Raw genomic sequence first — 19,778 nt, forward strand, 5'->3', positions numbered from 1 at the left:
GTATCTCATCACCGGGCAGCCGCTCTCATACCCTCTACTCCGCCGCGAGCCGCGGCGGCTTTCACACCGACGGTGAAAGCGGATCACCTCATCGGTGGAGTAAACAAGTGTGACTGCCAAATCGACGGCTCCGGATCTCGCCGATCCTCGGGGGACGATCAGCGACGAGGTCCTGCTGGAACTGTCGCGCCGACGACCTGAGCGGTTCGGGGAGATCTACGACCGGTACGTCCGCGAGATCCACGCCTACCTGGGCCGACGGCTCGACCGGCAGGCTGCCGACGATCTGGCGGCCGAGGTCTTCCTGGCCGCGTTCCGCAAGCGCGAGACGTTCGCCCCCCGCCGCGGCACGGTCCGCTCCTGGCTGTACGGCTTCGCGAGCAACGTGATCGCGCAGCACCGGCGTACCGAGATGCGGCGGCTGGCCGCGTTGCAGCGCAGCGCGGGCGCCCACGACGGCCGCGAGCACGGCCACGAGGACCGCGTGGTCACCCGCGTGGACGCCGCGAGCGCACAGGGGCGGCTGGCGGCCGAGCTGCGCGCGCTACCCGACGGCGATCGGGACGTGCTGCTGCTGAGCGCCCTGGGCGAGCTCAGCCACGAGGAGGTGGCCAGGGCGCTCGACATCCCGTACGGCACCGTCGGCTCGCGGCTGTCGCGGGTCAGGAAGAAGCTCCGCGCCGCCCTGGGCGGCGTCGATCCCATGTGTGGAGGCTCTGATGGATGACTTCCGGGCAGTGCGGGAGCTGCTGCCCGCACCGCCGCTCTCACCGGAGGTGGAACAGGCGGGCCGCGAGCTCCTGAACGCGGCCTTCGCCGAGGAGCGCAGCCGGCGCGGCCGCCGGTCGGCCAGGTGGAGCGCGCTCGGGCTCGGCCTGGCGGGCGCCGCCGCCGCGGCCCTCCTGATCGCGCAGGCCGCGCCGCCCGCGCCGTCCGCCCCCCGCGCCTCCCTCGCCCAGACGGACGGCAAACGGTTCCTGCTGGCCGCGGCGAAGTCCGCGGCGGCCCTGCCGGACGCCGGCCGTTGGTGGGGCGCGACCGAGGTCCGCGGCCGGCAGTTCCACGACCCCACCGGCCGGTACGTCCTGCGCGAGAGCGAGACGGTCGAGACCTGGCTCCCCGCCGACCCGGAGGGCCGAACCTGGTACCGCCGCACCCTCGCGGGGATCAGTCCCGCCACGCCCGCGGACGAGGCGGCCTGGCGCGCAGCGGGTTCGCCGACGTCGTGGACATACACCCGGCGCTCGGAGGCGGGCCATAAAGGCCTGCTCAGCACGCGGGCCGGGAAGCCCGAGACCTGGTCCACCGAGGACTGGGACTTCCGCATCCTCACCGCCGGCAAGCCGCTGACCAAGATGGACGAGGTACCCGACACCCCCGAAGGGCTCAAGGCGCTCATCGGCGCCGACGACCCCACGACGATCGACACCGCCGCCCGGCTGCTGTTCTTCGCCCCGGTGTCGAGCCGGACCCGAGCGGCGGCCTACCGGCTGCTCGCCTCCCTGCCCGGGGTCGAGGCCGCCGGGCAGGTGACCGACGTGCTGGGCCGCGCAGGGCAGGCCGTCGAGTACGACTCCGGCGAGTTCGCCCCGCCGGACTTTCCGGGGGCGACCAGAACCCGGCTGGTGATCGACCCGACCTCCGGCCGGCCGCTCGCCATCGAGACCCGCTCCGCCGCCGACGGGCTGCTCCTGACCTACACCGCGATCAGAGACGGCCGCTGGACCGACGGCAACCCCTTGAAGAACGCCATGAAGGAGAACTGAATGCGATTCGTAGTGACCGCCGCCGGGCTGGCCCTGGTCGGCGTCACCGCGCTTCCGGCCGCCGCCGACGCGCCGAAGGGCGCGTACTGGCGGGTCGAGACGATCTACACAGCGACGCATCCGCACACGGTGGGCAGCGGCTACCACCTGACCGAGCGCTCTGTGAGCACCGACTGGACGGCTCCCGACGGCACCGGCTGGAGCGGCTACCGCGAGCTGGGGGCCCGGCCCGCCACCGCGAAGGACGAGGCGGCCTGGCGCGCCGACGGCTCGCCGTCCACGTGGGCCTACCGAACCGAGGGCATGAAAGTCCGCCTGTCGACCCGGCCCGGAAAGGGGTCGCTGACGCGGACGAAGGGCCGGCCCGGGTGGCCCTGGGGCGAGGAGAACGTGACGTACCAGCAGGCCCAGGCGTTGCCCGCAAACGCGGAGGCGCTGCGCGAGCGACTGACCGCCGACGTGGACACCTGGATCGACGAGGCCGCCGAGCAGGCCAAGACCACCGCTCCGAAGGCCACCAAGCAGGACTGGCTGGCCTACCGCGACGGGTACGTGGCCGAGCGGGCCGCCGCCCTGCTGTACGCGCTCCCCGCGCCGGACAAGGTGCGGGCCGCCGCGTACCAGGTGATCAAAACCACCCAAGGCGTCACCGACCTCGGCCCGGCCAAGGACGACAAGGGCCGCGCCGGGCAGAGGCTGGCCCTGCCGGTCCACGCCGACGGCGAGTCGGTCAGCAAGGAGCAGCTCCTCGTGGACACCGAAACGATGACCGTGCTGGAGATCTCCACCGAGCTCACCGCCGACGGCAAGCGGGTGCTCGGCAAGCCGGGCACGCAGACGATCACGGCCGGCTGGACCGACGACAAGCGCGTCCCCCGCTAACACCGCCTCGCCGCCGGGGAGCACCCGGACTGGGACGAGTACCGGTCGGTGATGGTGTCCGACCGCAGGGTGCTCATGGCGATGACGGTCGACCACGTGTACAGCGCCAGGATCCGCTGACAGCGCTCCGCCTATCCGGGTTCAGCTGATGATCTGCGTGATCTCGTTGCGGTCCCGGGTGTACACCACCTTGCAGCGGGCGCCGTTGACCAGGGGCAGGAACGGTGGCACGTGGCCGCACTCGACATCGGCGATGATCGGTACGGCGAGGCTGCGCAGGGCGTCGAGCACCGCCTCATGCTGGGTGAGTGAGCCGGTGCCCGGTGCCCGGGTGCGACCGACGAGCACCGCGTTCGCATTGGTGAAGAACCCGGCGAGCCGCATCCCGTGCAGGTTGCGGCAGATCGTCGCCGCGTCGTGCCCGCCCGCCTCGACGTAGACCACAAGCCCTTCAGGCGCCATGGCCCGGGCGAAGGACGCGACGTCGCCATAGGGTGTCCCGGTGAGGTTGCACAGGGTCTCGATGCAGCCTCCGATGAGGCGGCCCTCGACCTCTACGTCGCCGTTGTCGTCCAGGCGTGTCCAACGTCCGGGGGTGTCAAGGGTGAACTCGTGCGCTTCCGGGGTGGTCTGGTAGTCGTCCCAGCCTTGCGCCCGGTAGCGGTTCGGCGGGGTCTGTGTGAACGCCGTCCCCGGCTGCATCGTGGCGATGTCCAGCCAGCTGAGCAGCCCTTCGGGGGTGCGGTACGGCGTGTCCATCAGGTTGTTGCCATGGATGGTCGCCGTCCCGGTGAGCAGGGTGATCGGCGTGATGATCGTCGACATGTCGGAGTAGCCCACCAGCCAGGTCGGATCGGCTTCACGTAGTGCGTCCCAGTCGAGGAGCGGCAAGAGGTCGATCGCGGTCTCCCCGCCCCACGGTGGCACGACGGCCCTGATCTGCGGGTCGGTGAGCATCGTCATCAGTTCGTGTGCCCGTTCGGCCGCCGGAGCGCTGACGTGACTGGTGCCGTCCATGCAGTTTCCGAGGACTACCTGATATCCGTGGGCCTCCACTGTGCGTATGGCAACCTGGAGGCGATCTCGCAGGCTGTCGTCCACTCCGCTGGAGGGGGCGGTGACACCGACACGATCACCGGGACGTAATGGGGCGGGTAAGCGCACATTCATGCCCATGATCCTGGCCAGCCCTCTGCAGGATGGCCAGTTGATTTTCACCAGCCAATCGCTGCAGAGGCAGTCGATCACGACGCCGGTCGAGCAGGCTCTTCCCCGTTCAGGGGAGCATGGAGCAACGTCGTACGCTCGGCCGGCGCCGCACACCTGGCGAATGCTCACGCCACCAGCGACTGCTCGGCCAGTTCGGTCAGCGTCACCGTGCACAGGCCACCGCGCGGCGGGTGCACAACCGCGCCTGGAGAGCGCGCGCAGGCGCTGGGCCGTCGGCCGCGCTGTTCGGACTCGTCACCGGTCTGCGCACCAGCCGCGCGAACAAGGGAGAATCTCGACGATGAGCATAACTCCCGCCCAGTTACGCGACCTCGCCAGTCGTGCCGACGCGCTCTGTTCCGAGGCCCGTGCCCTGTACGCCGATCTGCCCGCCGAATCGCCCGAACGCGTCCACCTCCAGGCGGCGCACCATGCGGCGGAATGGCTGAAGAGAGCGGGCGAAGACCTGGTGCGCGCGGCCGGAGACCTGGCCCAGTTCCGGGCCCTGTCGGAGCAGGAGTGCGGCTTCCCGTGGGGCGTCTGCCCCGAGCACGGCAACACGCTCTCCTCCATGGCCAACGTGTCCACCTGCCGGGTGTGCCGCCGCACCTGGAACTACGACCGGCGCGGCCAGAAGTGCCGCGAGCCGGTGACGTGGAAGGTGACCGACCAGGTCGGAGCGGAGACGCTGATGTGCGACGGGCACGTCCTCGGCGCTCGCGCGGCCATGCACGGCGCCGCCTTCATGCGCCTCGACGTCGGCCAAGAGCCTGACAACCTCACCTGAGGCGCGTGCTGCCCGGTGTGCGCCCGGCGAGGTCAGCTCTGATTCCGGTGAATCCTTTCGCGGTGTGAGGGCCTCTTATGGGGTGATGGCCACACTGGGGAAGGAGATGGGGATGGGTGACGTCGTGATGCCGGCGGTGCGGCAGGCACTACTTTTCAGGACCTCGTGCCGGCGACAGCAAGGGCGTAGACGTGGCTGACCGCTCCTGGGCGAGCGCGCAGCTCATCAAGGCCGCGCAGACTGGTGATCGCGAGTCGATCACTGCGGTGATCTATGGTGCCCATTCCCACGTGCGGCGCTTCGCGGAGCATCTCTGTGCGTCCCCGCAGGATGCCGAAGACGCCGCGCAGGAAGCGCTGATCATCCTCTACCGGAAGATCGGCTCACTGCGCGCCACCGGGGCACTGGCATCATGGATGTTCCGAATCGTCCGGAACGAGTGCCTGCGCCGCGCTCGACTGCTGTTCGAGCACCATGACGAGGCCGAAGCCGGTCTGGCGACGTCAGCCGAGGACGAGGCCATCCGGCGCCTGGAAGCCGAACTCGTCGCGCAGGCGATCCAGGAGTTGCCAGACGTTCAGCGCAGAGTGTTGATCATGCGGGACGTCCTGGGCTACCCGGGGCGGAGTGTCGCAGAGGCGCTCGGCTTGAGCAACGCCGCCATGAAGTCCCAGCTGCACCGGGCCCGCAACAGGCTCCGGCTCAGCTTGGGCGGCGTGACCGGCCCCACCGAAGGCCCGCATGACCCCGGGACCATCAGCGCCTGACCTGTGTAGACCGCATTTCCACAACCTGAGTACTAAGGGGAAGTTCCGCCATGCTCGAAACCGGATCGCCCGCGCCCGACCTAGTGCTGGAGGACACCGACGGCCGGGCCGTCCGCCTGTCCGACTACCAGGGGAACCATGCCGTGCTGATCTATTTCATGCGGTCGACGTCGTGCCCGGTCTGCAACAGGCACGTCCAAGACCTCATCAGGTGCCGCGACGAGTTCGCCGCTGACGACGTTCAGGTGCTTGTCGCGCTTCCTGCGGACCGTCAAGAAGCGGTCGCGTGGAAGGCCAAGCGCCAGGTCCCGTTCCCCGTCCTCGTAGGCCGCCGGGGCACCCCGCACGAGATGATCGGCCTGAGCAGAAAGGTCTTCGGCTCGCTGCAGCAGTCAGGCAGCATCCTCATCGATTCGCAGGGCATCATCCGTCACGCTCACGGCGCCACCATGCCCACCAGCAGCTACGACAAGAAAGGGATCACTGCGGCCATCCAGGATCTCCGCACCCACGCGTGATCCAGAAGGGCACCTGGACTGAACATGCGCGTCCAAGAGTCTGACGACCCCAACGGAGGGATGCAGGCAGGCGAGCAACGCTCACGAGGTGGCGTGCTCCGTCACCTCGTTCCCTGGTTCTTCCTGCGCTCCTCGGCCAGCTTGGCGAACTCGGACTCGGAGGCGGCGAACTTCAGGGCGGACTTCTTCGGGTCGGTCGCGACGAAGTAGAGCCAGGGGCCCTTGGCCGGTCTCAGTGCCGCTTTGATGGCGTCTTCACCCGGATTGTCGATGGGGCCGGGCGGCAGGCCGAATCGCTTGAAGGTGTTGTACCGCGAGCGGCTCTTGAGATCCTCGTTCGAGGCCTCGACGCCGTATTTGTTCAGGCCGTACATGAGCGGGCTGTCCATTTTCAGCCTCATCTCGGGCGTGTGGCCGAGCCGGTTGTAGATGACCCGCGCGACCTTGGGCATGTCGCGGATGTTGCCCGCCTCGGCCTGGACGATGCTGGCGATGATCACGATCTCCAGTGGCGTTCGGCCGACACGTCGGGCGCCGTCCACGAGGTCGTTGTCGTCGGCGAAGCGGTTGAAGCGGGCCACCATCGCGGCGAGGAGCTCGTCGGGAGTCGACCTGGACGAGACCTCGTACGCGGCGGGGAAGGCGAAGCCTTCCAGCTCGCCCCTGGCGTAGGCCGGAAGGCCGAGCGCCTCGCCGTTCCCGGCGGCCCTGACGAACTCCGCCAGCGGCCTGCCGGTGGCGGCCGACAGCTGCCGCAGGGTGTCCGAGAGCCGCAGCCCCGCGTTCACGGTCAGGACCTGTCCGGCCCGCGCCGTGGAGCCCCGCCCGGTGGAGGGCGCTCCCGGTCGGGAGGACATGTCGTCGACCACGAGCGTGGAGCCGAGGGCCAGCACGGCGACCGCTGCCGCCGCCGCGAGGGCGAGGCCGCGGCGGCGCGGTCGGACCTGGAGGTACCGGTCCGGTGGGGGCGGCGGTTCCTCGTCAGCCATCTCGGAGAGGGTCTCGCGGAGCAGGTCCTCAACGTTCATCGGAACTCCCTCACGGTGCTCAGTTCGGGCGCGGCCTTCTTCAGACGCTCCAGGGACCGGTAGATCTGGCTGCGCACCGACCCCACTCCGACGCCGAGCAACTGCGCGATCTCGGTCTCGGACAGGTCTTCGAAGTAGCGCAGCACGAGCATGGTCCGCTGCCGGGGCGTCAAGCGGGCCAGAGCCGCGCGCATCACCAGGCGGAGATCGGCGGCCTCGGCGTGCCCGTCGCCGATCTGGTCGGGCAGCCATCCGGTGGGCACCTCGGTGACGCGGGAACGGCGCCGCCACCAGCTCACTCGTTCGTGGTACATGACGCGGCGGACGTACCCTTCGATGGCAGCCGGGTCGCGCAGGCCGCGCCACTTGGCGGCCGTCTTGGTCAGCGCCGACTGCACCAGGTCCTCGGCGGCGTGCCGGTCACCGGTCAGCAGGTACGCGGTACGGAACAGCGCGGCTGAACGATCGACGACGAACTCCCGGAATGCCGCCTCAAATCCTGGATCCACCCGTCCTCCTCGCGATGTCACCAAGCAAGGACGCGGGCAGAGCACCGATCTATGCCGGTGTCACCGAACTTGCCCTGGCCCGCCGTACCGGGTCGCCTAGCATGTCGGGGATGAGGCTGATCGGCGCCCTGCTCGTCGCGCTCTCCGTGGCCGCGGCGGGGTGCGCGTCCAGCGGTGGCGGGAAGGCCGCCACACCCGCTCCCAGGACCGACCAGCCCACGGCGTCCACGTCCGAAGTCGAGACGCCCACGTCGGGGCCGGTCGTCACGCCCACGGCCGGCGGCTCGGGCTGGCGGCACGTCTACGTCAGCGAGCGACGCCTGGACCGTCCACGGCGTCGGGCAGCCCTACGCCAGGCACTGGGACGGCCAGACCTGGAGCGAGGTGCGGCTCCCCGCTGACGCGCAGTCGCTCAGCGGCACCGGCCCCGGTGATCTGTGGGCCGTGGGCGCCCGCCACGAGGGGCCGGCCGCGCCGCGCACCGGCGCGGTCTGGGCCGTCGGCCACCTGGAGGCCGACGGCGGTTTCTGGCGCCGCGCGGCCATCGCCCAGTACGGCTAGTGGGCCTGGGCGACGGGCGGCCCCTCGCTCGCCTGGACGAGGACGAACCCCTGCCCCTGGAAGGCGAGCTGCATGGCCTCGCCGCTGCCCCGGCCGATCAGCGCACCGACCTTCATGCTGCGGTTGACGCCGACGTGCAGGCCGGCGCTCCAGCAGACGGCCGCCTGGCCGTCGGCGTAGGTCGGCATCCGCGAGGCGTCGAGGAGCACGGGCGTGCCGTGCGCGGTGACCGCGACCCACCCGGTGCCCTTGATCGTCATGTTGAACAGGCCGCCCGCGGCGATGCCCGCCCCCTGGACGCGCTGGATGTCCCAGCTGAGCTGGGGGTCGAAGGCCAGGAGGTTGCGCCCGTTGACGGTGAGGGCCTCGGACTCGAGGTAGAACAAATGGACGTCGTGGGCGTTGTCGGCCAGGTACAGCTGCCCTTGGCCGCTGACGCGCATGAGCGGCGCGCCCTCGCCGGTGACCATCTTCTTGAACAGCTTGCCGACCCCGCCCGCGCCTTCGTAGTCGAAGTCCATCTGGCCCTGGAAGGCGACCATCGAGCCCTGCCTGGCGAGCACCTCGTGCGAGAGCTGGATGCGGAGCATCTTGGCGTTCTGCAGGACGAAGTGGGCGGGGACCTGCTGGGAGTCCAGGTTCCCGAAGAGCGCGCTGCGCATGTGGCCCCTTTCTGGCTGACGTGCTCGACACGGTGATGACGAACGGGCCAAGGTCCAGGTTCCCTACCTGCCGTTATCGGGCCGGTTCCTGCGGTAGTCGCCGGGGGTCGTGCCGTACCACTGGCGGAAGGCCAGGTGGAAGCCGACGGGCGAGCGGTAGCCGACGCGTTCGGAGATCCGGCCGTGCGGCAGCGCCGTCTCGGCGAGCAGCCGGGCGGCCTCCTGCATCCTGCGCGCGGTCAGGTGCCGCATCGGCGCCTCACCGACCAGCTCGCGAAAGGTCGCGGCGAACGCCGAGCGTGACAGCCCGGCCTCGGCGGCCAGCGTCTCCACCGTCCACGGCTCGGCGAACCTGGTGTGGACGGCGAGCAGCGCCTGGCTGATCGCCGGATGGCGCAGGGCGCGCAGCACCGGCTCGTCCGCGGCCAGGTTGCCGAGCGCGGCGCGCAGGGCGAGTACGAAGGTCAGCTCGAACGCGCGCAGGGCGACGAGCTGGGCGCCGGGCTCGGCCGTGTCCCATTCGCCGGCGAGCCGGGCGAGGGTGTCGGCGAGCAGCGGCTGGCCGCTCATCATGGCGCTGTCGAGCACGAGCACCCGGGGCAGCGCCCGGTACAGCGGGGCGGCGGCCGCGGCGTCGTAGTGCAGGCCGCCGCAGAGCATGGTCGTCTCCGGGCCCGGCCCGTCGATCCGCACGGTGCGCACGGCTCCGGGCGTCCGCTGCGGCAGCAGGCGGGCCAGCGGCACGGTCGGCCTGCCGGGTGCGTCGGCCAGGTGGTGGGCGCTCCCGCGCGGGAAGACGGCCAGGTCGCCAGCGCGTAGCTGGATCGGCCCGGTTTCAGGGAGTTCGACCGTGCACGTGCCTTGCTGCACGTAGTGGAGGATCGCGCAGTCGTCCCGCTCGCCTGCCACGCCCCACGGGGCGCGTGCCGACCAGCGGCTGTAGAAGACGCCGTGCAGGCGGAGCGGGGCGAGCAGCTCGCTGAGCAGGTCGCCGTCCACGGACGATCCTTAAAGTTTCGGGGATCTGGGTTTATGGAGGGTATCGCAGCCGCTGGACAGGCTGTCGCCCATGACATTTCTCGTGATCGGCGCGACAGGCGCCCAGGGCGGCGCGGTCGCCCGCGAACTCGTGGCATCGGGGCAGCGCGTACGCGGGCTGGCCCGCTCGGACCGGATGCCCGACGGCGTCCGGCCCTTCGTCGGCGACCTCGGCGACGCGGCTCTGGTCAATGCGGCGTTCACAGGGGTGAGCCACGCGTCGGTGCTGCTGCCGATGGTGTACGAGCCGGAGCTGGTGGCCGCCTACGTGCGCAACGTGATCGAGGCCGCGCAGGCCGCCGGGGTGGAGCGGCTGGTGTTCAACACAGGCAACCGGACTCCCCCGGAGGCCACCGGCGTGGCCGCGTTCGAGACGCGGCGGGCCGCGGTGGCGTCGCTGCTGGAGTCCGGGGTGCCCACGGTGGTGCTGCGCCCGCCGGTCTACCTCGACAACCTGCTCGCGCCGTGGGTGGCGGGCCCGCTGGCGAGCGAGGGCCTGCTGCGCTATCCGCTGCCCGCCGGGCTCCCCGTGGCCTGGCTCAGCCACGCCGACCTGGCCACCATCACGGTCGCCGCGCTCACCCGCGACGGGCTGGACGGCGCCGTCCTGGACGTGGGCGGCCCCGACACGGTGACCGGCACCGAGCTGGCGGCGGCGTTCGGGCCGGAGGTGCGCTACGCGGAGCAGGACGTGGACGAGTTCGAGCACGCCCTGGCCCGCGCCCTGGGCGAGCCGACCGCCGCCGGGGTCGCCGCCACCTACCGCTGGCTCGCGACCACCGCGGGCGCCGTCGACCCCGTCGATCCGGACATGGTCGATCCGGGCCTGGCGGAACGGCTGGGCGTCCGGCTGACACCGCTGCGCGAGTGGATCGCGGCCCAGCCGTGGCCGTCGGCGTGACGCGCTCGCTCGTCGAGGCGGAGGTCGCCCGGCACCCTCGGGTCAACGCGGATGGCAACCTCGAACGTGCGGGCAGCATCTAACGACGTAGTCCGTCGGAGATGCGGAGTGATGAGATGGCGTCGGCCCTGCTTCCTGGAGACCCTCCTCGGTTAGGGGATTTCTGGCTCGCCGGGCGGCTGGGGGCCGGAGGGCAGGGGGTGGTGTACGAGGCGTACGACCCGCAGGGCGTCCGGGTGGCCGTCAAGGTGCTGCACGGCGACGCGGCCGGCGATCCGGACCTGCGCTCGCGGTTCGGCAAGGAGGCCGCCGCCGCCCAGCGGGTGGCCGCGTTCTGCACCGCCCGGGTGCTGGCGGCCGAGTTGGACGCGCCCAAGCCGTACATCGTCAGCGAGTACGTCGAGGGGCCGAGCCTGCGCGAGGCGATCACCGAAGGGCGTCGCTTCACCGGCGACGACCTGTACCGCCTGGCCACGGCGGTGGCCACCGCGCTGGCCGCCATCCACGACGCCGGCGTCGTCCACCGCGACCTCAAACCCGACAACGTGCTGCTGGGCCCCGACGGTCCGCGCGTGATCGACTTCGGGGTGGCGCGGACCCTGGAGATGTCACTGACCGCCACCGGCCAGGTGGCCGGCACGCCGACCTACATGGCTCCGGAGGTGTTCACCGGCCAGCGAGCCGGCGCGCCCGCCGACGTGTTCTCCTGGGGCGCGATCGTGCTCTACGCCGCCAACGGCGACGACCCCTTCCGGGCCGAGAATCTGGGCGCGGTCATGCACCGGGTCCTGTCGGCCGACCCGGACCTCGCCCCGCTGCCCGGCTCGCTGCGTCCGCTGGTCTCGGCGGCTCTGGCGAAGAACCCGCTCGCCAGGCCCACCGCGCGCGAGCTGCTGCTCGGCCTGGTCAGCGGCGCGCAGGGCGGCCAGGCCGAGCTGCTCACCATCGGCAGCGCCGAAGCCGGGCTCCTCGGCCGGGGCACCGCGGCCGACCCCGCGCTCGGCACGCTGGCCGAGGACGCCTACGGGTTCCTCAACCCGTCGGAACGGGACCTGGTTCCCAACCTGTTCCTGCGCCTGGTGACGCTCACGGACGCGGGCGAGCTGGCCGTCCGGGCCGCGTCCCGCGCGGAGCTGGCCGGGACGCCGCAGGAGCGAGCCGCCTTCGACCGGATCCTGGACGTCTTCTCGTACCTGCTCACCGTCCGGGGCGACGACATCGCCCTGACCCGGCCGGCCCTGGTGCAGGCCTGGCCGCGCCTGCGGTCCTGGGTCGGCGACGAGCGCGACGGCCTGCCCACCCACGACACGATCCGCTCGGCCGCCCGCCACTGGGACACCCACGGACGCCGCGAAGGCGACGTCTTCCAGGGCAGCCGCCTGGAAGCGGCGGTGCGCTGGGCCGCCACCGGACGCCGCCATCTCACTCTCAGCCGACTCGAACGCGACTTCCTGGACGCCTGCGACACCGCCACCCGCCACCGGGTCAGGCGTCGCCGCCTCCTCACCGTCGCCCTGGCCGCCCTGCTCGTCCTCGCCCTGGCCGGTGGCGCGGTCTCGGTGTGGCAGAGCCGCGTGGTCTCGGAGCAGAGCCAGGTCGTCGCCGCGCAGCGGGACGAGGCGCTGGCGGGCAAGGTCGCGGCGCAGGCCGACACGATGCGCGCGTCGGACCCGGTGCGGGCGATGCTGCTCAGCGTCGCCGTCTGGCGGCTGGCCCCCGTCTCCGCGACGCGGGCGACGCTGGCGAACGCGTCGGCGCAGCGCGAGCGCGCGGCGTTCTCCGACCCGGACTCCGGCGGTGAGACCGTACGGCAGATCACCGGGGACGGGCGCACCTTCGTCAGCGTGTCCCCGCAGGGGGTGCGGATCTACGACGTGCGCACCGGGAAGCGGATCGGCGGGTGGAACGACCTGAAGATCGGCGCGGACCGGTTCCTGGGAGCCGACCTCAGCCCCAGCGGCAGGCTGCTGGCCGTGGCCGCGGGCCACGCCATCACCGTCTGGGACACCAGGACCGGCAGGCAGACCGGAGCCAGATGGAGGATCAGCGAGCCGGGGTTCTTCAACGGTGTCGAGTTCCAGACCGGCGACCGGTACGTCTACGTGCAGGGGAGCCAGGGCGGCGGCCTGTGGGACACGCGAACCGACGCGACCGTCTCCACCAAGGCGGGCATGATGCAGCCGTCCGTCACGCCGGCCAACGACCTGGTCGCGAACACCGACCTCGAAGGTCATTTCGAGTTGCGGAGGCTGCCGAGCGGGAAGCCGGCGGCGCGGTGGCACGACTCCGACACCTGCGTCAGGGACGCCCGGGCGGCGGCCATCAGCCCCGACGGTCACACGGTCGCGTGCGGCACCGAGTCGGACATCTCCCTCGTCGACCTGCGTACCGGGCGCTCACTCCAGCACCAGCCGTCCACCGGGTGGGACTCCAACGGCGGCCGGATCTGGTTCAGCCCCGACGGCCGCTACCTCGTGGCCGGCGGCGACAACAGCTTCCTGCTCATCCGCGTCTCCGACGGCAACACCCTGCTCGACTACCAGGGCGGGGTGCAGAACGTGGGCTTCGACGGCACGACCCTGCGCTACCTCGCCGACGAGACGGTGGTGAGCCTCGACATCTCCGACCTGGTCAAGCCCGTACGGCTGCCCGGCCACGCCCCGGAGACCGCCGTGTTCAGCCCCGACGGGCGGTTCCTGGCCACGTACCAGAGCGCCGAGTCGCGGGAGCTGGTGCTCTGGGACGCCGTGCGGCGCCGCCCGCTCGGTTCGCCGCTGCGGGTCAGTATCGGGGACAGCGACATGAAGCTCGCCTTCAGCGGCGACGGGCGGCTGCTCGCCTCCGCCAGCAGCATGGGAGCGTCACTGAGGATGTGGGACACCTCCCAGCCGTCGCGGGTGACCACGGCCCGGCTGCCGGGCAACTGGTCGGTGTCCACGCTGGCGGTGAACGGGGACGGAACGCTCGTCGCGGTCGGCGCCAGCGACACCATTGACGACATCGAGGGCGTGGGCCACAGCCGCGTGTTCGTCTGGGACGTGCCGCACCACGCCTGGCTGCCTCCCGTCGAGACCGGAGACCTATGGGAGGTCGTGTTCCGGCCGGGCAGCAGGATGGTCCTCCCGGTGACCAAATCGGCGAACCACCTGATCGATCTCGCCACCAGACAGCCGGTGGGCCCCGGTTTCGGCGCGGGGGGCCTCTACGGCGGGCTGCGGACGATCACCTTCAGCCCCGACGGGGCGACGCTCGCCACCGGCGACATCCTGAGCAGGCTCGCGTTCTGGGACGTGCGCACCGGCGACAGGCGCGGCCCGATGTTCCGGGCGCACGACAACGACGGCGTCGGGGTCGCCCAGATCGTCTTCTCCCCCAAGGGCGACGTGGCCGCGTCCGTCGGCACGGAGGAAGTCCAACTGTGGGACCCCGCCACGCCTCGCAAGCTCGGACCGTCGATGCCGGCGGGAGAGGATCTCGTGTCGGTCGCGTTCGGTTCCGGTGGCGCGGTGCTGCGCACCCTCGACGACAAGGGCGTGCTGCGCGAGGTGTCCGTGGACCCCGGGCGGTCGGCTGCCGCGATCTGCGCCCGCGCCGGGCGGACGCTGACGCGGGCCGAGTGGCAGCAGTACCTGCCCGGCGTGCCGTACCGGCAGATCTGCCCGTGACCGACCGGACGATGGCCGGAACGGGGAGCAGCAGCAGGTAGAGGTTCGGGATCCACCATGCGGGCGAGAGATCGCCGCGCAGGGTCAAGAAAGGGGTCGCGCAGATGGATGCAGGCTCCCCTGGCAGAACATCTTCTGTCGTCTCGGCCGGCTGCTACGGACGCCGCGCCATCGTCGCGACGCAGGCTACGGCAGGGACGGTCTCTCGGGCGCGCTGGATCTGGTGGCCCGGAGGAAGCGGGCGCCCCACTCCTGGACATGCGCAGCGAACTCCGGCGGCCCCAGCACCTCGAACTCGGCGCCCACGTTGCCCAGCGCCTGGGTCGGCCAATCGAGGGAGGTCGAAGTCATGGTGAGCCGACAGGTGTCGTGGTCGAGCGGTTCGATGGTGCCCCACTGACCGACCGCCTGCCGTACCCGGGTCGCGGGGGCGTGGACGAGCGCCTCGACCTGGTACGGAGCTGGGACGTTGCTCGCTGCCTGGACGAAGGCCGCGGCGTCCTCGGCCGGGAGCGGACGCGGCCGGAATCGCGTGCCGGTCCCGGTCGGCTCGGTCAGCCGGTCGAGGCGGAAACTGCGCCAGTCGTGCCGGGACAGGTCGTAGGCGACCAGGTACCAGCGTCCGCCGAGTGCGACGACGCGGTGCGGCTCGACCTCGCGGTCGGTGGGTGCGGAGGCTCTGGCCGTGTAGCCGAACCGCAACCGCTCCTGGTCCCGGCAAGCCTGGGCGACCGCGGTGAGCACCCCCGCCGCGACGACCGGCCCGGACGCGGCGACGGAGAGGGTCATCGCCCGCAGGGCGTCCACCCTGGCCCGCAGCCGGGGCGGCAGGACCCGTACCACCTTGGTGAGCGCGCGCAGCGACGCTTCCTGCATCCCGGCGATCCCGCTCTGTGCCGCGTCGCCGATGCCCACCGCGAGGGCCACCGCCTCCTCGTCGTCCAGCAGCAGCGGCGGCAGGACGGCACCGGGCGCGAGTTGGTAGCCGCCGTCGGTGCCCCGGGCCGCGCCGACCGGGTAGCCGAGCTCGCGCAGCCGGTCAACGTCGCGGCGCAGCGTCCGCTCGGAAACCCCGAGCCGCTCGGCCAGTTCCAGGCCGGGCCAGTGGCGGTGGGTCTGCAGCAGCGAGAGCAGTCTGAGGGTCCGTGAGCTGGTGTTCGCCATATCGCCATCCTCACCCGACTTCCGGTCAAAAAGTGACCGGAAGCCGCTTTAGAGTCGATCTCGAAGGCCGTACCGACCTAAGGACCAAGTAATGATCACCCGTGAGATCCAGCTGGCCGCGCAGATCACCGGCGCACCGGCACTCGACAACTTCACCGTCGCCACGACCGAGGTCGACGGCGAGGTTCTGGTGCGCACTGACCAGGTAGGGCTCGCCGCGACCTACCTGGAGTTGATGCGCGCGGACTGCACCATCCCGGTACCGGCCTGGCAGCCGGGCCAGCGGGTGGGCGTGGCCGCCATCGGCACTGTCATCCGGTCCGCCAGCCCCGAGCTCGCGGCTGGCGACCTGGTCCAGTCGATGACCGGCTGGAGCGAGTACTCGGCGGGCCCAGCCGCCCAGTACGTCAAGCTTGATCCCATCGCGGACCCCGGCTACTACCTCGGTCAGGGGCCGACCGCCTACTACGGGATGGCCGACGTGGCGGGCGTCGGCGAGGGCGACGTGGTGTTCGTCTCCGGCGCGGCGGGCGGGATCGGCTCGCTGGCCGGACAGATCGCCAAGTGTCTGGGCGCGGCGCGGGTGATCGGCAGTGCCGGCAGCCCGGCCAAGGTCGACTATCTGGTGAACGAGCTCGGCTACGATGCCGCGTTCGACTATCACGACGGCTCGGCGGTTGACCGGCTCCGAGAGCTCGCGCCCGAGGGCATTTCGGTGTTCTTCGACGTCGTGGGCGGCGAGCAGTATCAGGCCGCGCTGCAGACGGCCAGGCCCGGCGCCCGCTTCGCGCTGTGCGGCTCGCTGTCCAGCCAGCTCGGCGACGCGGCGGAGCGCTTCCCCAAGCCCGATCATGCCGCGGCCCAGGCCCGGGGCGTCGAGCTGCTGCCGTTCTCCTGCTACCACACCCCCGACCAGATCGCCGCCTGGCGGGAACACTTCAGCGCGTGGCTGGACGAGGGCCGCTTCGTCTACCCGCAGACGGTCGTCAAGGGTGGGATCGAGGACGTGCCGCAGGCGTTCTTGTCCCTGCTCCAGGGGTCCTACCGGGGCAATGTCTCGGTGCGGCTGTCGTGACAACCCTCTCGAGCAGGGCCCTGAACCGGGCCCTGCTGGGCCGCCAGTTCCTGCTGGCACGCACCGATCACACCCCGTTGGAGGTGATCGGGCGCCTGGTCGCGCTGCAGGCGCAAGAGCCCAACTGGCCCTACGTCGGGCTGTGGAGCAGGATCCACGGCTTCACCCACTCCCAGCTCACCACACTGCTGCAGGATCGGAAGGTGGTCCGCTCCGGCCTGCTCCGCAGCACCCAGCACCTCACCGCGGCTGACGACTTCCGCCGGCTGCGGCCGCTGCTGCAGCCCGTGCTCGACCGCACCGCCCGCTCGGCGTACTTTGCCCGCAACAGCGCGGGCCTGGACACCGCCTCGCTGGTCGCCACCGGGCTTGAGCTGCTGGCGGGCGGAGCGACACCGCGAAAGGAGCTGGCCCGACGGCTGGCCGAACGCCACCCAGGCCGCGACGGGCGCATCCTCGCCGGAGAGGTTGAGCTCAGAGCCCCCCTCATCCACAGCCCGGCCACCGGCACATGGGGCTCCTGGGGCACCCGGTCGGCCGTCTCCGTCACGCCCGCCGAGACCTGGCTCGGCCAGCCCATGGCCCCGGTGACCGCCAAGGACCTGATCCGCCGCTATCTGGCAGCGTTCGGCCCAGCCGGGATCATGGACGTACAGGCCTGGTCCGGGCTGACCCGCCTCGGCGAGATCGTCTCCGACATGCGCGCCGAACTGCGCCACTACCGCGACCCCGACGGCAGGGAACTGATCGACCTGGCCGACGCGGAACTGCCCGATCCCGACACGCCCGCGCCCGTGCGACTGCTGCCCGCCTTCGACAACGCCCTGCTCGCCCACGCCGACCGCACCCGCATCATCAGCCACGAGGACCGAAAGCGCGTGATGCCCGGCCAGGCACAGGTACGGCCCACCTTCCTCGTGGACGGCCACGTGCACGGAAGCTGGTCCCTCGAAGGCGACACCCTGCGCCTCACTCCGTTCCGCCCGCTGTCCGCGATCGATCGGGCGGCCTTGGAGCAGGAGACGGAGCGCCTGCTGCCGTTCGTGGGAGGCGAGAATGTGTCCTACAGCAGCCCGATCGCGATCAGGTCGTCCTGAGCATCCACCCCGGGCCTGGTGTCCAGGCCGCCCAAGTAGCGGGCGCCCGCCCACCGGGTCCGCAACATCCGCGCCCACCGCCTGGCCCTCGGCGCGCACGTCACCCTCGTGGACCCCGTCCCGGTGGCCGTGGCCCGGCGGATCACCGAGGTCGGATAGTTACAATACGGGGGTGTACTCAATCGCGGTCACCGCGACGAGCCCCTGATGCCGAGCCGACAGAGTGTGGGAGCGACCGCCATGACCAGCACCACACCGCGCGCCCCCGGCCGGCCACGCAGCCAGGAGCTCGACGCGGCCATCCTCGGCGCCGCGCTCGAGCTGCTGATCGAGTACGGCGCCGGCCAGACCAGCATCGAGCAGGTCGCGCAGCGCGCGGGCGTCACCCGGGCCACCGTCTACCGGAGGTTCGCCGACAAGACGGCCCTGCTGGTGCACGCGATCGAGTCGGTGCACAGCGACCACGCCCCCGGCGCGCTCTTGTGGTCTGACGTCGACCGGATGCTCGACGACTGGGCCGAGTACCTGAGCCGGCCGCGGAACCGGCGCATGCTCCGCCGCCTCTACGCCACCGTGGACGACTGTCCCGAGCTACTCCAGGCGTACCGGAACGCCAACGGGGGGCGGCGCGCGGCGGCGGTGCGCGACACGCTCACGCGGGCCAGGGCCGAGGGCCGGCTCCCGGAGACGGTCGACGTGGAGGTGCTCCAGCAGATCCTCAACGGCGCGATACTCCACCATCTCGGCACCTACCCCGACAGCGACGGCGTCCACGAGATCAGGACCTACCTCGCGGGAGTGCTCCAGCACCTCGGCTACCGCCCCTGACCCGAGCCCGACGCCAGCCAGAGGGCCACCAGGACGTACGGCACGACGAGCAGCGCGAAGCTGACGCCGTGCGAGACGAACGACGAGGTCAGCCCGTACACCGCGTAGACGAGCAGGCCCACCACGTTCGTGCCCAGGCCCGCCACCGAGGTCACGGTGGCCCGGCCGGCCCCGGTGATCCTGTCCTGCAGCCTCGCGTCGGCCACCACCTCGGCCATGTGGAAGGCCCCGAAGGCCACCGCGACGAGCAGGAACCCCGCCGGATGCCCGGTGAGCGCGCCGCCCGCCATGGCCGTCGCCGCCGCCGCGATCACCGCGGCCAGCCCGCGGACCGGCAGGCGCTGGGCGCGTCCCGCCAGCAGGCCGCCGGCCGTGGCTCCCACCCACACCAGCAGGATCAGCAACGGGACGGTGGACTCGGACACGCCCGCTTCTAACCCCAGAAACGGGACGTACTCCTCCAGCGCCCCCCACACCGCCGTCACCACGGGGACCAGCAGCAGGGCCTTCAGGACGCGCCGATCACCGCGCGCCTCCGCGAGCCCGGCCTTCAGCGTGGCCAGGTAGCCGTCGCCGGCCTCGGGTTCGGCGTCGGAGCGGTGCTCGCGGAACGCCAGCGCCATCGCGGCGCAGCCGAGGCCGACCACCACGCTGGCGGCGCCCACGACGGGATAGCCGCCGACCGCGAACACCGGCACGGCCAGGCCGATCGCCGCCGCGTCGGCGCACAGCCCGACCGAACGGGCCCTGCCCATGACGGTCGCGTACCGGCCGGACTCCCCGAGCCGCTCCAGCTCCTCGTACACGAGCGCTTCGAGGGACCCGGACACGAGGGCCTCCTTCGCCCCCCAGAGGACGAACCCCAGCGCGAACGCCCAGTAGGACGGAGACAGGGTCCAGAGCCCGAACCCCGCCGCGCCGAGCAGCGGACCCAGGAACAGCAGCAGCCGCCGGGAGACGGTGTCGGCCCAGGCCCCCGAAGGCACCTCCAGCACCATGCCGGTGACGGACCAGATGACGAACAGCGACGAGGTTTCTGCGACCGATAGCCCTGCATCGGTGAACAACAACGTGTACACCGGATAGAGCAAGACGAACTCGCTCAGGAACATGTAGCTGTAGAGCGTGCCCACCAGCTTGCGGGAAGCACGCGGCGGAGAAGAGATCATGAGGCCTTCCAGGGGAAACGATCAGGGACTCCGGGTGCACTCGCACCCAGGAGGCCCGCGTTGCCCGCGTCGGCCTCTGGCCGTGGATCAATGTCGCCAGGTCATGCGGCGGATTTTAGCGCAGCACGCCCGGCCTGGCCCGGTTCGAGCAG

At 71.5% G+C, this 19,778-nt stretch carries 21 protein-coding genes and 1 pseudogene; 14 read left to right on the forward strand and 8 right to left on the reverse strand.

What is annotated here, in order from left to right; translation table 11 throughout:
- The first annotated feature begins 109 nt into the window (after positions 1–109).
- The 4 genes and pseudogenes from ABZ297_RS14045 to ABZ297_RS14060 form a co-directional block, all read left to right on the forward strand.
- Complete coding sequence (locus tag ABZ297_RS14045; protein WP_355344588.1) at positions 110–727, forward strand: RNA polymerase sigma factor; 618 nt, start codon at positions 110–112, stop codon at positions 725–727.
- The gene (locus tag ABZ297_RS14050; protein WP_355344591.1) at positions 720–1,766 is read left to right on the forward strand and encodes a hypothetical protein; all 1,047 of its coding nucleotides are present in this window, start codon (positions 720–722) and stop codon (positions 1,764–1,766) included. The genes ABZ297_RS14045 and ABZ297_RS14050 overlap by 8 nt, the downstream gene beginning before the upstream one ends.
- Positions 1,767–2,648 carry a hypothetical protein gene (locus ABZ297_RS14055; protein ID WP_355344594.1) on the forward strand — a complete coding sequence of 294 codons (882 nt, stop codon included), beginning with the start codon at positions 1,767–1,769 and terminating at the stop codon, positions 2,646–2,648. It begins immediately after the preceding gene.
- Positions 2,649–2,768, forward strand: a pseudogene (locus ABZ297_RS14060) (PPOX class F420-dependent oxidoreductase); the annotation flags it as partial.
- A 21-nt stretch (positions 2,769–2,789) separates the two neighbouring features.
- Here ABZ297_RS14060 and ABZ297_RS14065 read toward each other — a convergent pair.
- Positions 2,790–3,824: a S66 peptidase family protein gene (locus tag ABZ297_RS14065; RefSeq protein WP_355344597.1), complete on the reverse strand. Its 1,035-nt coding sequence runs from the start codon at positions 3,822–3,824 to the stop codon at positions 2,790–2,792.
- Between the two features lie 334 nt (positions 3,825–4,158).
- Here ABZ297_RS14065 and ABZ297_RS14070 point away from each other — a divergent pair, with 334 nt between their 5' ends.
- The 3 genes from ABZ297_RS14070 (at position 4,159) to ABZ297_RS14080 (ending at position 5,929) form a co-directional block, all read left to right on the forward strand.
- On the forward strand, positions 4,159–4,644 hold the full coding sequence (locus ABZ297_RS14070) for a hypothetical protein (protein ID WP_355344600.1): 486 nt from the start codon (positions 4,159–4,161) through the stop codon (positions 4,642–4,644).
- A gap of 191 nt (positions 4,645–4,835) precedes the next feature.
- Complete coding sequence (locus ABZ297_RS14075; RefSeq protein WP_355344603.1) at positions 4,836–5,411, forward strand: RNA polymerase sigma factor; 576 nt, start codon at positions 4,836–4,838, stop codon at positions 5,409–5,411.
- Between the two features lie 50 nt (positions 5,412–5,461).
- Entirely contained in the window at positions 5,462–5,929 is a 468-nt protein-coding gene (locus ABZ297_RS14080; RefSeq protein ID WP_355344606.1) for a peroxiredoxin family protein, read from the forward strand.
- 101 nt (positions 5,930–6,030) lie between these two features.
- On the opposite strand, the gene mltG is transcribed toward ABZ297_RS14080, so the two are convergent.
- Positions 6,031–6,957 carry an endolytic transglycosylase MltG gene (gene mltG, locus ABZ297_RS14085; RefSeq protein WP_355344609.1) on the reverse strand — a complete coding sequence of 309 codons (927 nt, stop codon included), beginning with the start codon at positions 6,955–6,957 and terminating at the stop codon, positions 6,031–6,033.
- The gene (locus ABZ297_RS14090; protein ID WP_355344612.1) at positions 6,954–7,466 is read right to left on the reverse strand and encodes a SigE family RNA polymerase sigma factor; all 513 of its coding nucleotides are present in this window, start codon (positions 7,464–7,466) and stop codon (positions 6,954–6,956) included. The genes mltG and ABZ297_RS14090 overlap by 4 nt, the downstream gene beginning before the upstream one ends.
- Positions 7,467–7,576: 110 nt before the next feature.
- On the opposite strand from ABZ297_RS14090, the gene ABZ297_RS14095 reads away from it, so the two are divergent.
- A complete protein-coding gene (locus ABZ297_RS14095) occupies positions 7,577–7,867 on the forward strand; it encodes a hypothetical protein (RefSeq protein WP_355344615.1) in 291 nt (96 codons plus the stop codon).
- Entirely contained in the window at positions 7,851–8,027 is a 177-nt protein-coding gene (locus ABZ297_RS14100; protein ID WP_355344618.1) for a hypothetical protein, read from the forward strand. Before ABZ297_RS14095 ends, ABZ297_RS14100 begins: the two co-directional genes overlap by 17 nt.
- Here ABZ297_RS14100 and ABZ297_RS14105 read toward each other — a convergent pair.
- Together ABZ297_RS14105 and ABZ297_RS14110 are read right to left on the reverse strand one after the other, a co-directional pair.
- The gene (locus ABZ297_RS14105) at positions 8,024–8,689 is read right to left on the reverse strand and encodes an AIM24 family protein (RefSeq protein WP_355344621.1); all 666 of its coding nucleotides are present in this window, start codon (positions 8,687–8,689) and stop codon (positions 8,024–8,026) included. The two genes, ABZ297_RS14100 and ABZ297_RS14105, sit on opposite strands and share 4 nt — an antisense overlap.
- Before the next feature lie 63 nt (positions 8,690–8,752).
- Positions 8,753–9,688 carry an AraC family transcriptional regulator gene (locus tag ABZ297_RS14110; protein ID WP_355344624.1) on the reverse strand — a complete coding sequence of 312 codons (936 nt, stop codon included), beginning with the start codon at positions 9,686–9,688 and terminating at the stop codon, positions 8,753–8,755.
- 70 nt (positions 9,689–9,758) lie between these two features.
- Between ABZ297_RS14110 and ABZ297_RS14115 the strand changes: the two genes are divergently transcribed.
- Both ABZ297_RS14115 and ABZ297_RS14120 read left to right on the forward strand, forming a co-directional pair.
- A complete protein-coding gene (locus tag ABZ297_RS14115; RefSeq protein ID WP_355344627.1) occupies positions 9,759–10,628 on the forward strand; it encodes an NmrA family NAD(P)-binding protein in 870 nt (289 codons plus the stop codon).
- A 101-nt stretch (positions 10,629–10,729) separates the two neighbouring features.
- Entirely contained in the window at positions 10,730–14,293 is a 3,564-nt protein-coding gene (locus ABZ297_RS14120; protein ID WP_355344630.1) for a WD40 repeat domain-containing serine/threonine protein kinase, read from the forward strand.
- Positions 14,294–14,479: 186 nt separating this feature from the next.
- Here the strand turns inward: ABZ297_RS14120 and ABZ297_RS14125 are convergent, their stop codons facing one another.
- Positions 14,480–15,457 carry a YafY family protein gene (locus ABZ297_RS14125; protein ID WP_355344633.1) on the reverse strand — a complete coding sequence of 326 codons (978 nt, stop codon included), beginning with the start codon at positions 15,455–15,457 and terminating at the stop codon, positions 14,480–14,482.
- A gap of 91 nt (positions 15,458–15,548) precedes the next feature.
- Here ABZ297_RS14125 and ABZ297_RS14130 point away from each other — a divergent pair, with 91 nt between their 5' ends.
- On the forward strand, positions 15,549–16,532 hold the full coding sequence (locus tag ABZ297_RS14130) for an NADP-dependent oxidoreductase (protein WP_355344636.1): 984 nt from the start codon (positions 15,549–15,551) through the stop codon (positions 16,530–16,532).
- On the forward strand, positions 16,529–17,629 hold the full coding sequence (locus ABZ297_RS14135; RefSeq protein WP_355344639.1) for a winged helix DNA-binding domain-containing protein: 1,101 nt from the start codon (positions 16,529–16,531) through the stop codon (positions 17,627–17,629). Before ABZ297_RS14130 ends, ABZ297_RS14135 begins: the two co-directional genes overlap by 4 nt.
- Here the strand turns inward: ABZ297_RS14135 and ABZ297_RS14140 are convergent.
- Entirely contained in the window at positions 17,596–17,775 is a 180-nt protein-coding gene (locus tag ABZ297_RS14140) for a hypothetical protein (RefSeq protein ID WP_355344642.1), read from the reverse strand. The two genes, ABZ297_RS14135 and ABZ297_RS14140, sit on opposite strands and share 34 nt — an antisense overlap.
- A gap of 94 nt (positions 17,776–17,869) precedes the next feature.
- On the opposite strand from ABZ297_RS14140, the gene ABZ297_RS14145 reads away from it, so the two are divergent.
- Entirely contained in the window at positions 17,870–18,457 is a 588-nt protein-coding gene (locus ABZ297_RS14145) for a TetR/AcrR family transcriptional regulator (RefSeq protein ID WP_355344645.1), read from the forward strand.
- Here the strand turns inward: ABZ297_RS14145 and ABZ297_RS14150 are convergent.
- Positions 18,445–19,626, reverse strand: coding sequence for an MFS transporter (locus tag ABZ297_RS14150; RefSeq protein ID WP_355344648.1), 1,182 nt, complete (start codon positions 19,624–19,626; stop codon positions 18,445–18,447). The two genes, ABZ297_RS14145 and ABZ297_RS14150, sit on opposite strands and share 13 nt — an antisense overlap.
- Positions 19,627–19,778 lie beyond the last annotated feature (152 nt).

The organism is Nonomuraea sp. NPDC005983 (assembly GCF_040614375.1).
In the GTDB taxonomy this organism is placed as follows: Bacteria; Actinomycetota; Actinomycetes; order Streptosporangiales; family Streptosporangiaceae; genus Nonomuraea.

What these genes read in the sequence shown, in the direction of transcription:
- ABZ297_RS14070 (WP_355344600.1), top strand. Translation starts at nt 4,159, where the DNA reads ATGAGCATAACTCCCGCCCAGTTACGCGACCTCGCCAGTCGTGCCGAC.
- ABZ297_RS14080 (WP_355344606.1), top strand. Translation starts at nt 5,462, where the DNA reads ATGCTCGAAACCGGATCGCCCGCGCCCGACCTAGTGCTGGAGGACACC.
- ABZ297_RS14065 (WP_355344597.1), bottom strand. Translation starts at nt 3,824, where the DNA reads ATGGGCATGAATGTGCGCTTACCCGCCCCATTACGTCCCGGTGATCGT.
- ABZ297_RS14095 (WP_355344615.1), top strand. Translation starts at nt 7,577, where the DNA reads ATGAGGCTGATCGGCGCCCTGCTCGTCGCGCTCTCCGTGGCCGCGGCG.
- ABZ297_RS14115 (WP_355344627.1), top strand. Translation starts at nt 9,759, where the DNA reads ATGACATTTCTCGTGATCGGCGCGACAGGCGCCCAGGGCGGCGCGGTC.
- ABZ297_RS14120 (WP_355344630.1), top strand. Translation starts at nt 10,730, where the DNA reads ATGCGGAGTGATGAGATGGCGTCGGCCCTGCTTCCTGGAGACCCTCCT.
- ABZ297_RS14105 (WP_355344621.1), bottom strand. Translation starts at nt 8,689, where the DNA reads ATGCGCAGCGCGCTCTTCGGGAACCTGGACTCCCAGCAGGTCCCCGCC.
- ABZ297_RS14130 (WP_355344636.1), top strand. Translation starts at nt 15,549, where the DNA reads ATGATCACCCGTGAGATCCAGCTGGCCGCGCAGATCACCGGCGCACCG.
- ABZ297_RS14055 (WP_355344594.1), top strand. Translation starts at nt 1,767, where the DNA reads ATGCGATTCGTAGTGACCGCCGCCGGGCTGGCCCTGGTCGGCGTCACC.
- ABZ297_RS14150 (WP_355344648.1), bottom strand. Translation starts at nt 19,626, where the DNA reads ATGATCTCTTCTCCGCCGCGTGCTTCCCGCAAGCTGGTGGGCACGCTC.
- ABZ297_RS14050 (WP_355344591.1), top strand. Translation starts at nt 720, where the DNA reads ATGGATGACTTCCGGGCAGTGCGGGAGCTGCTGCCCGCACCGCCGCTC.
- ABZ297_RS14145 (WP_355344645.1), top strand. Translation starts at nt 17,870, where the DNA reads ATGACCAGCACCACACCGCGCGCCCCCGGCCGGCCACGCAGCCAGGAG.
- ABZ297_RS14125 (WP_355344633.1), bottom strand. Translation starts at nt 15,457, where the DNA reads ATGGCGAACACCAGCTCACGGACCCTCAGACTGCTCTCGCTGCTGCAG.
- mltG (WP_355344609.1), bottom strand. Translation starts at nt 6,957, where the DNA reads ATGAACGTTGAGGACCTGCTCCGCGAGACCCTCTCCGAGATGGCTGAC.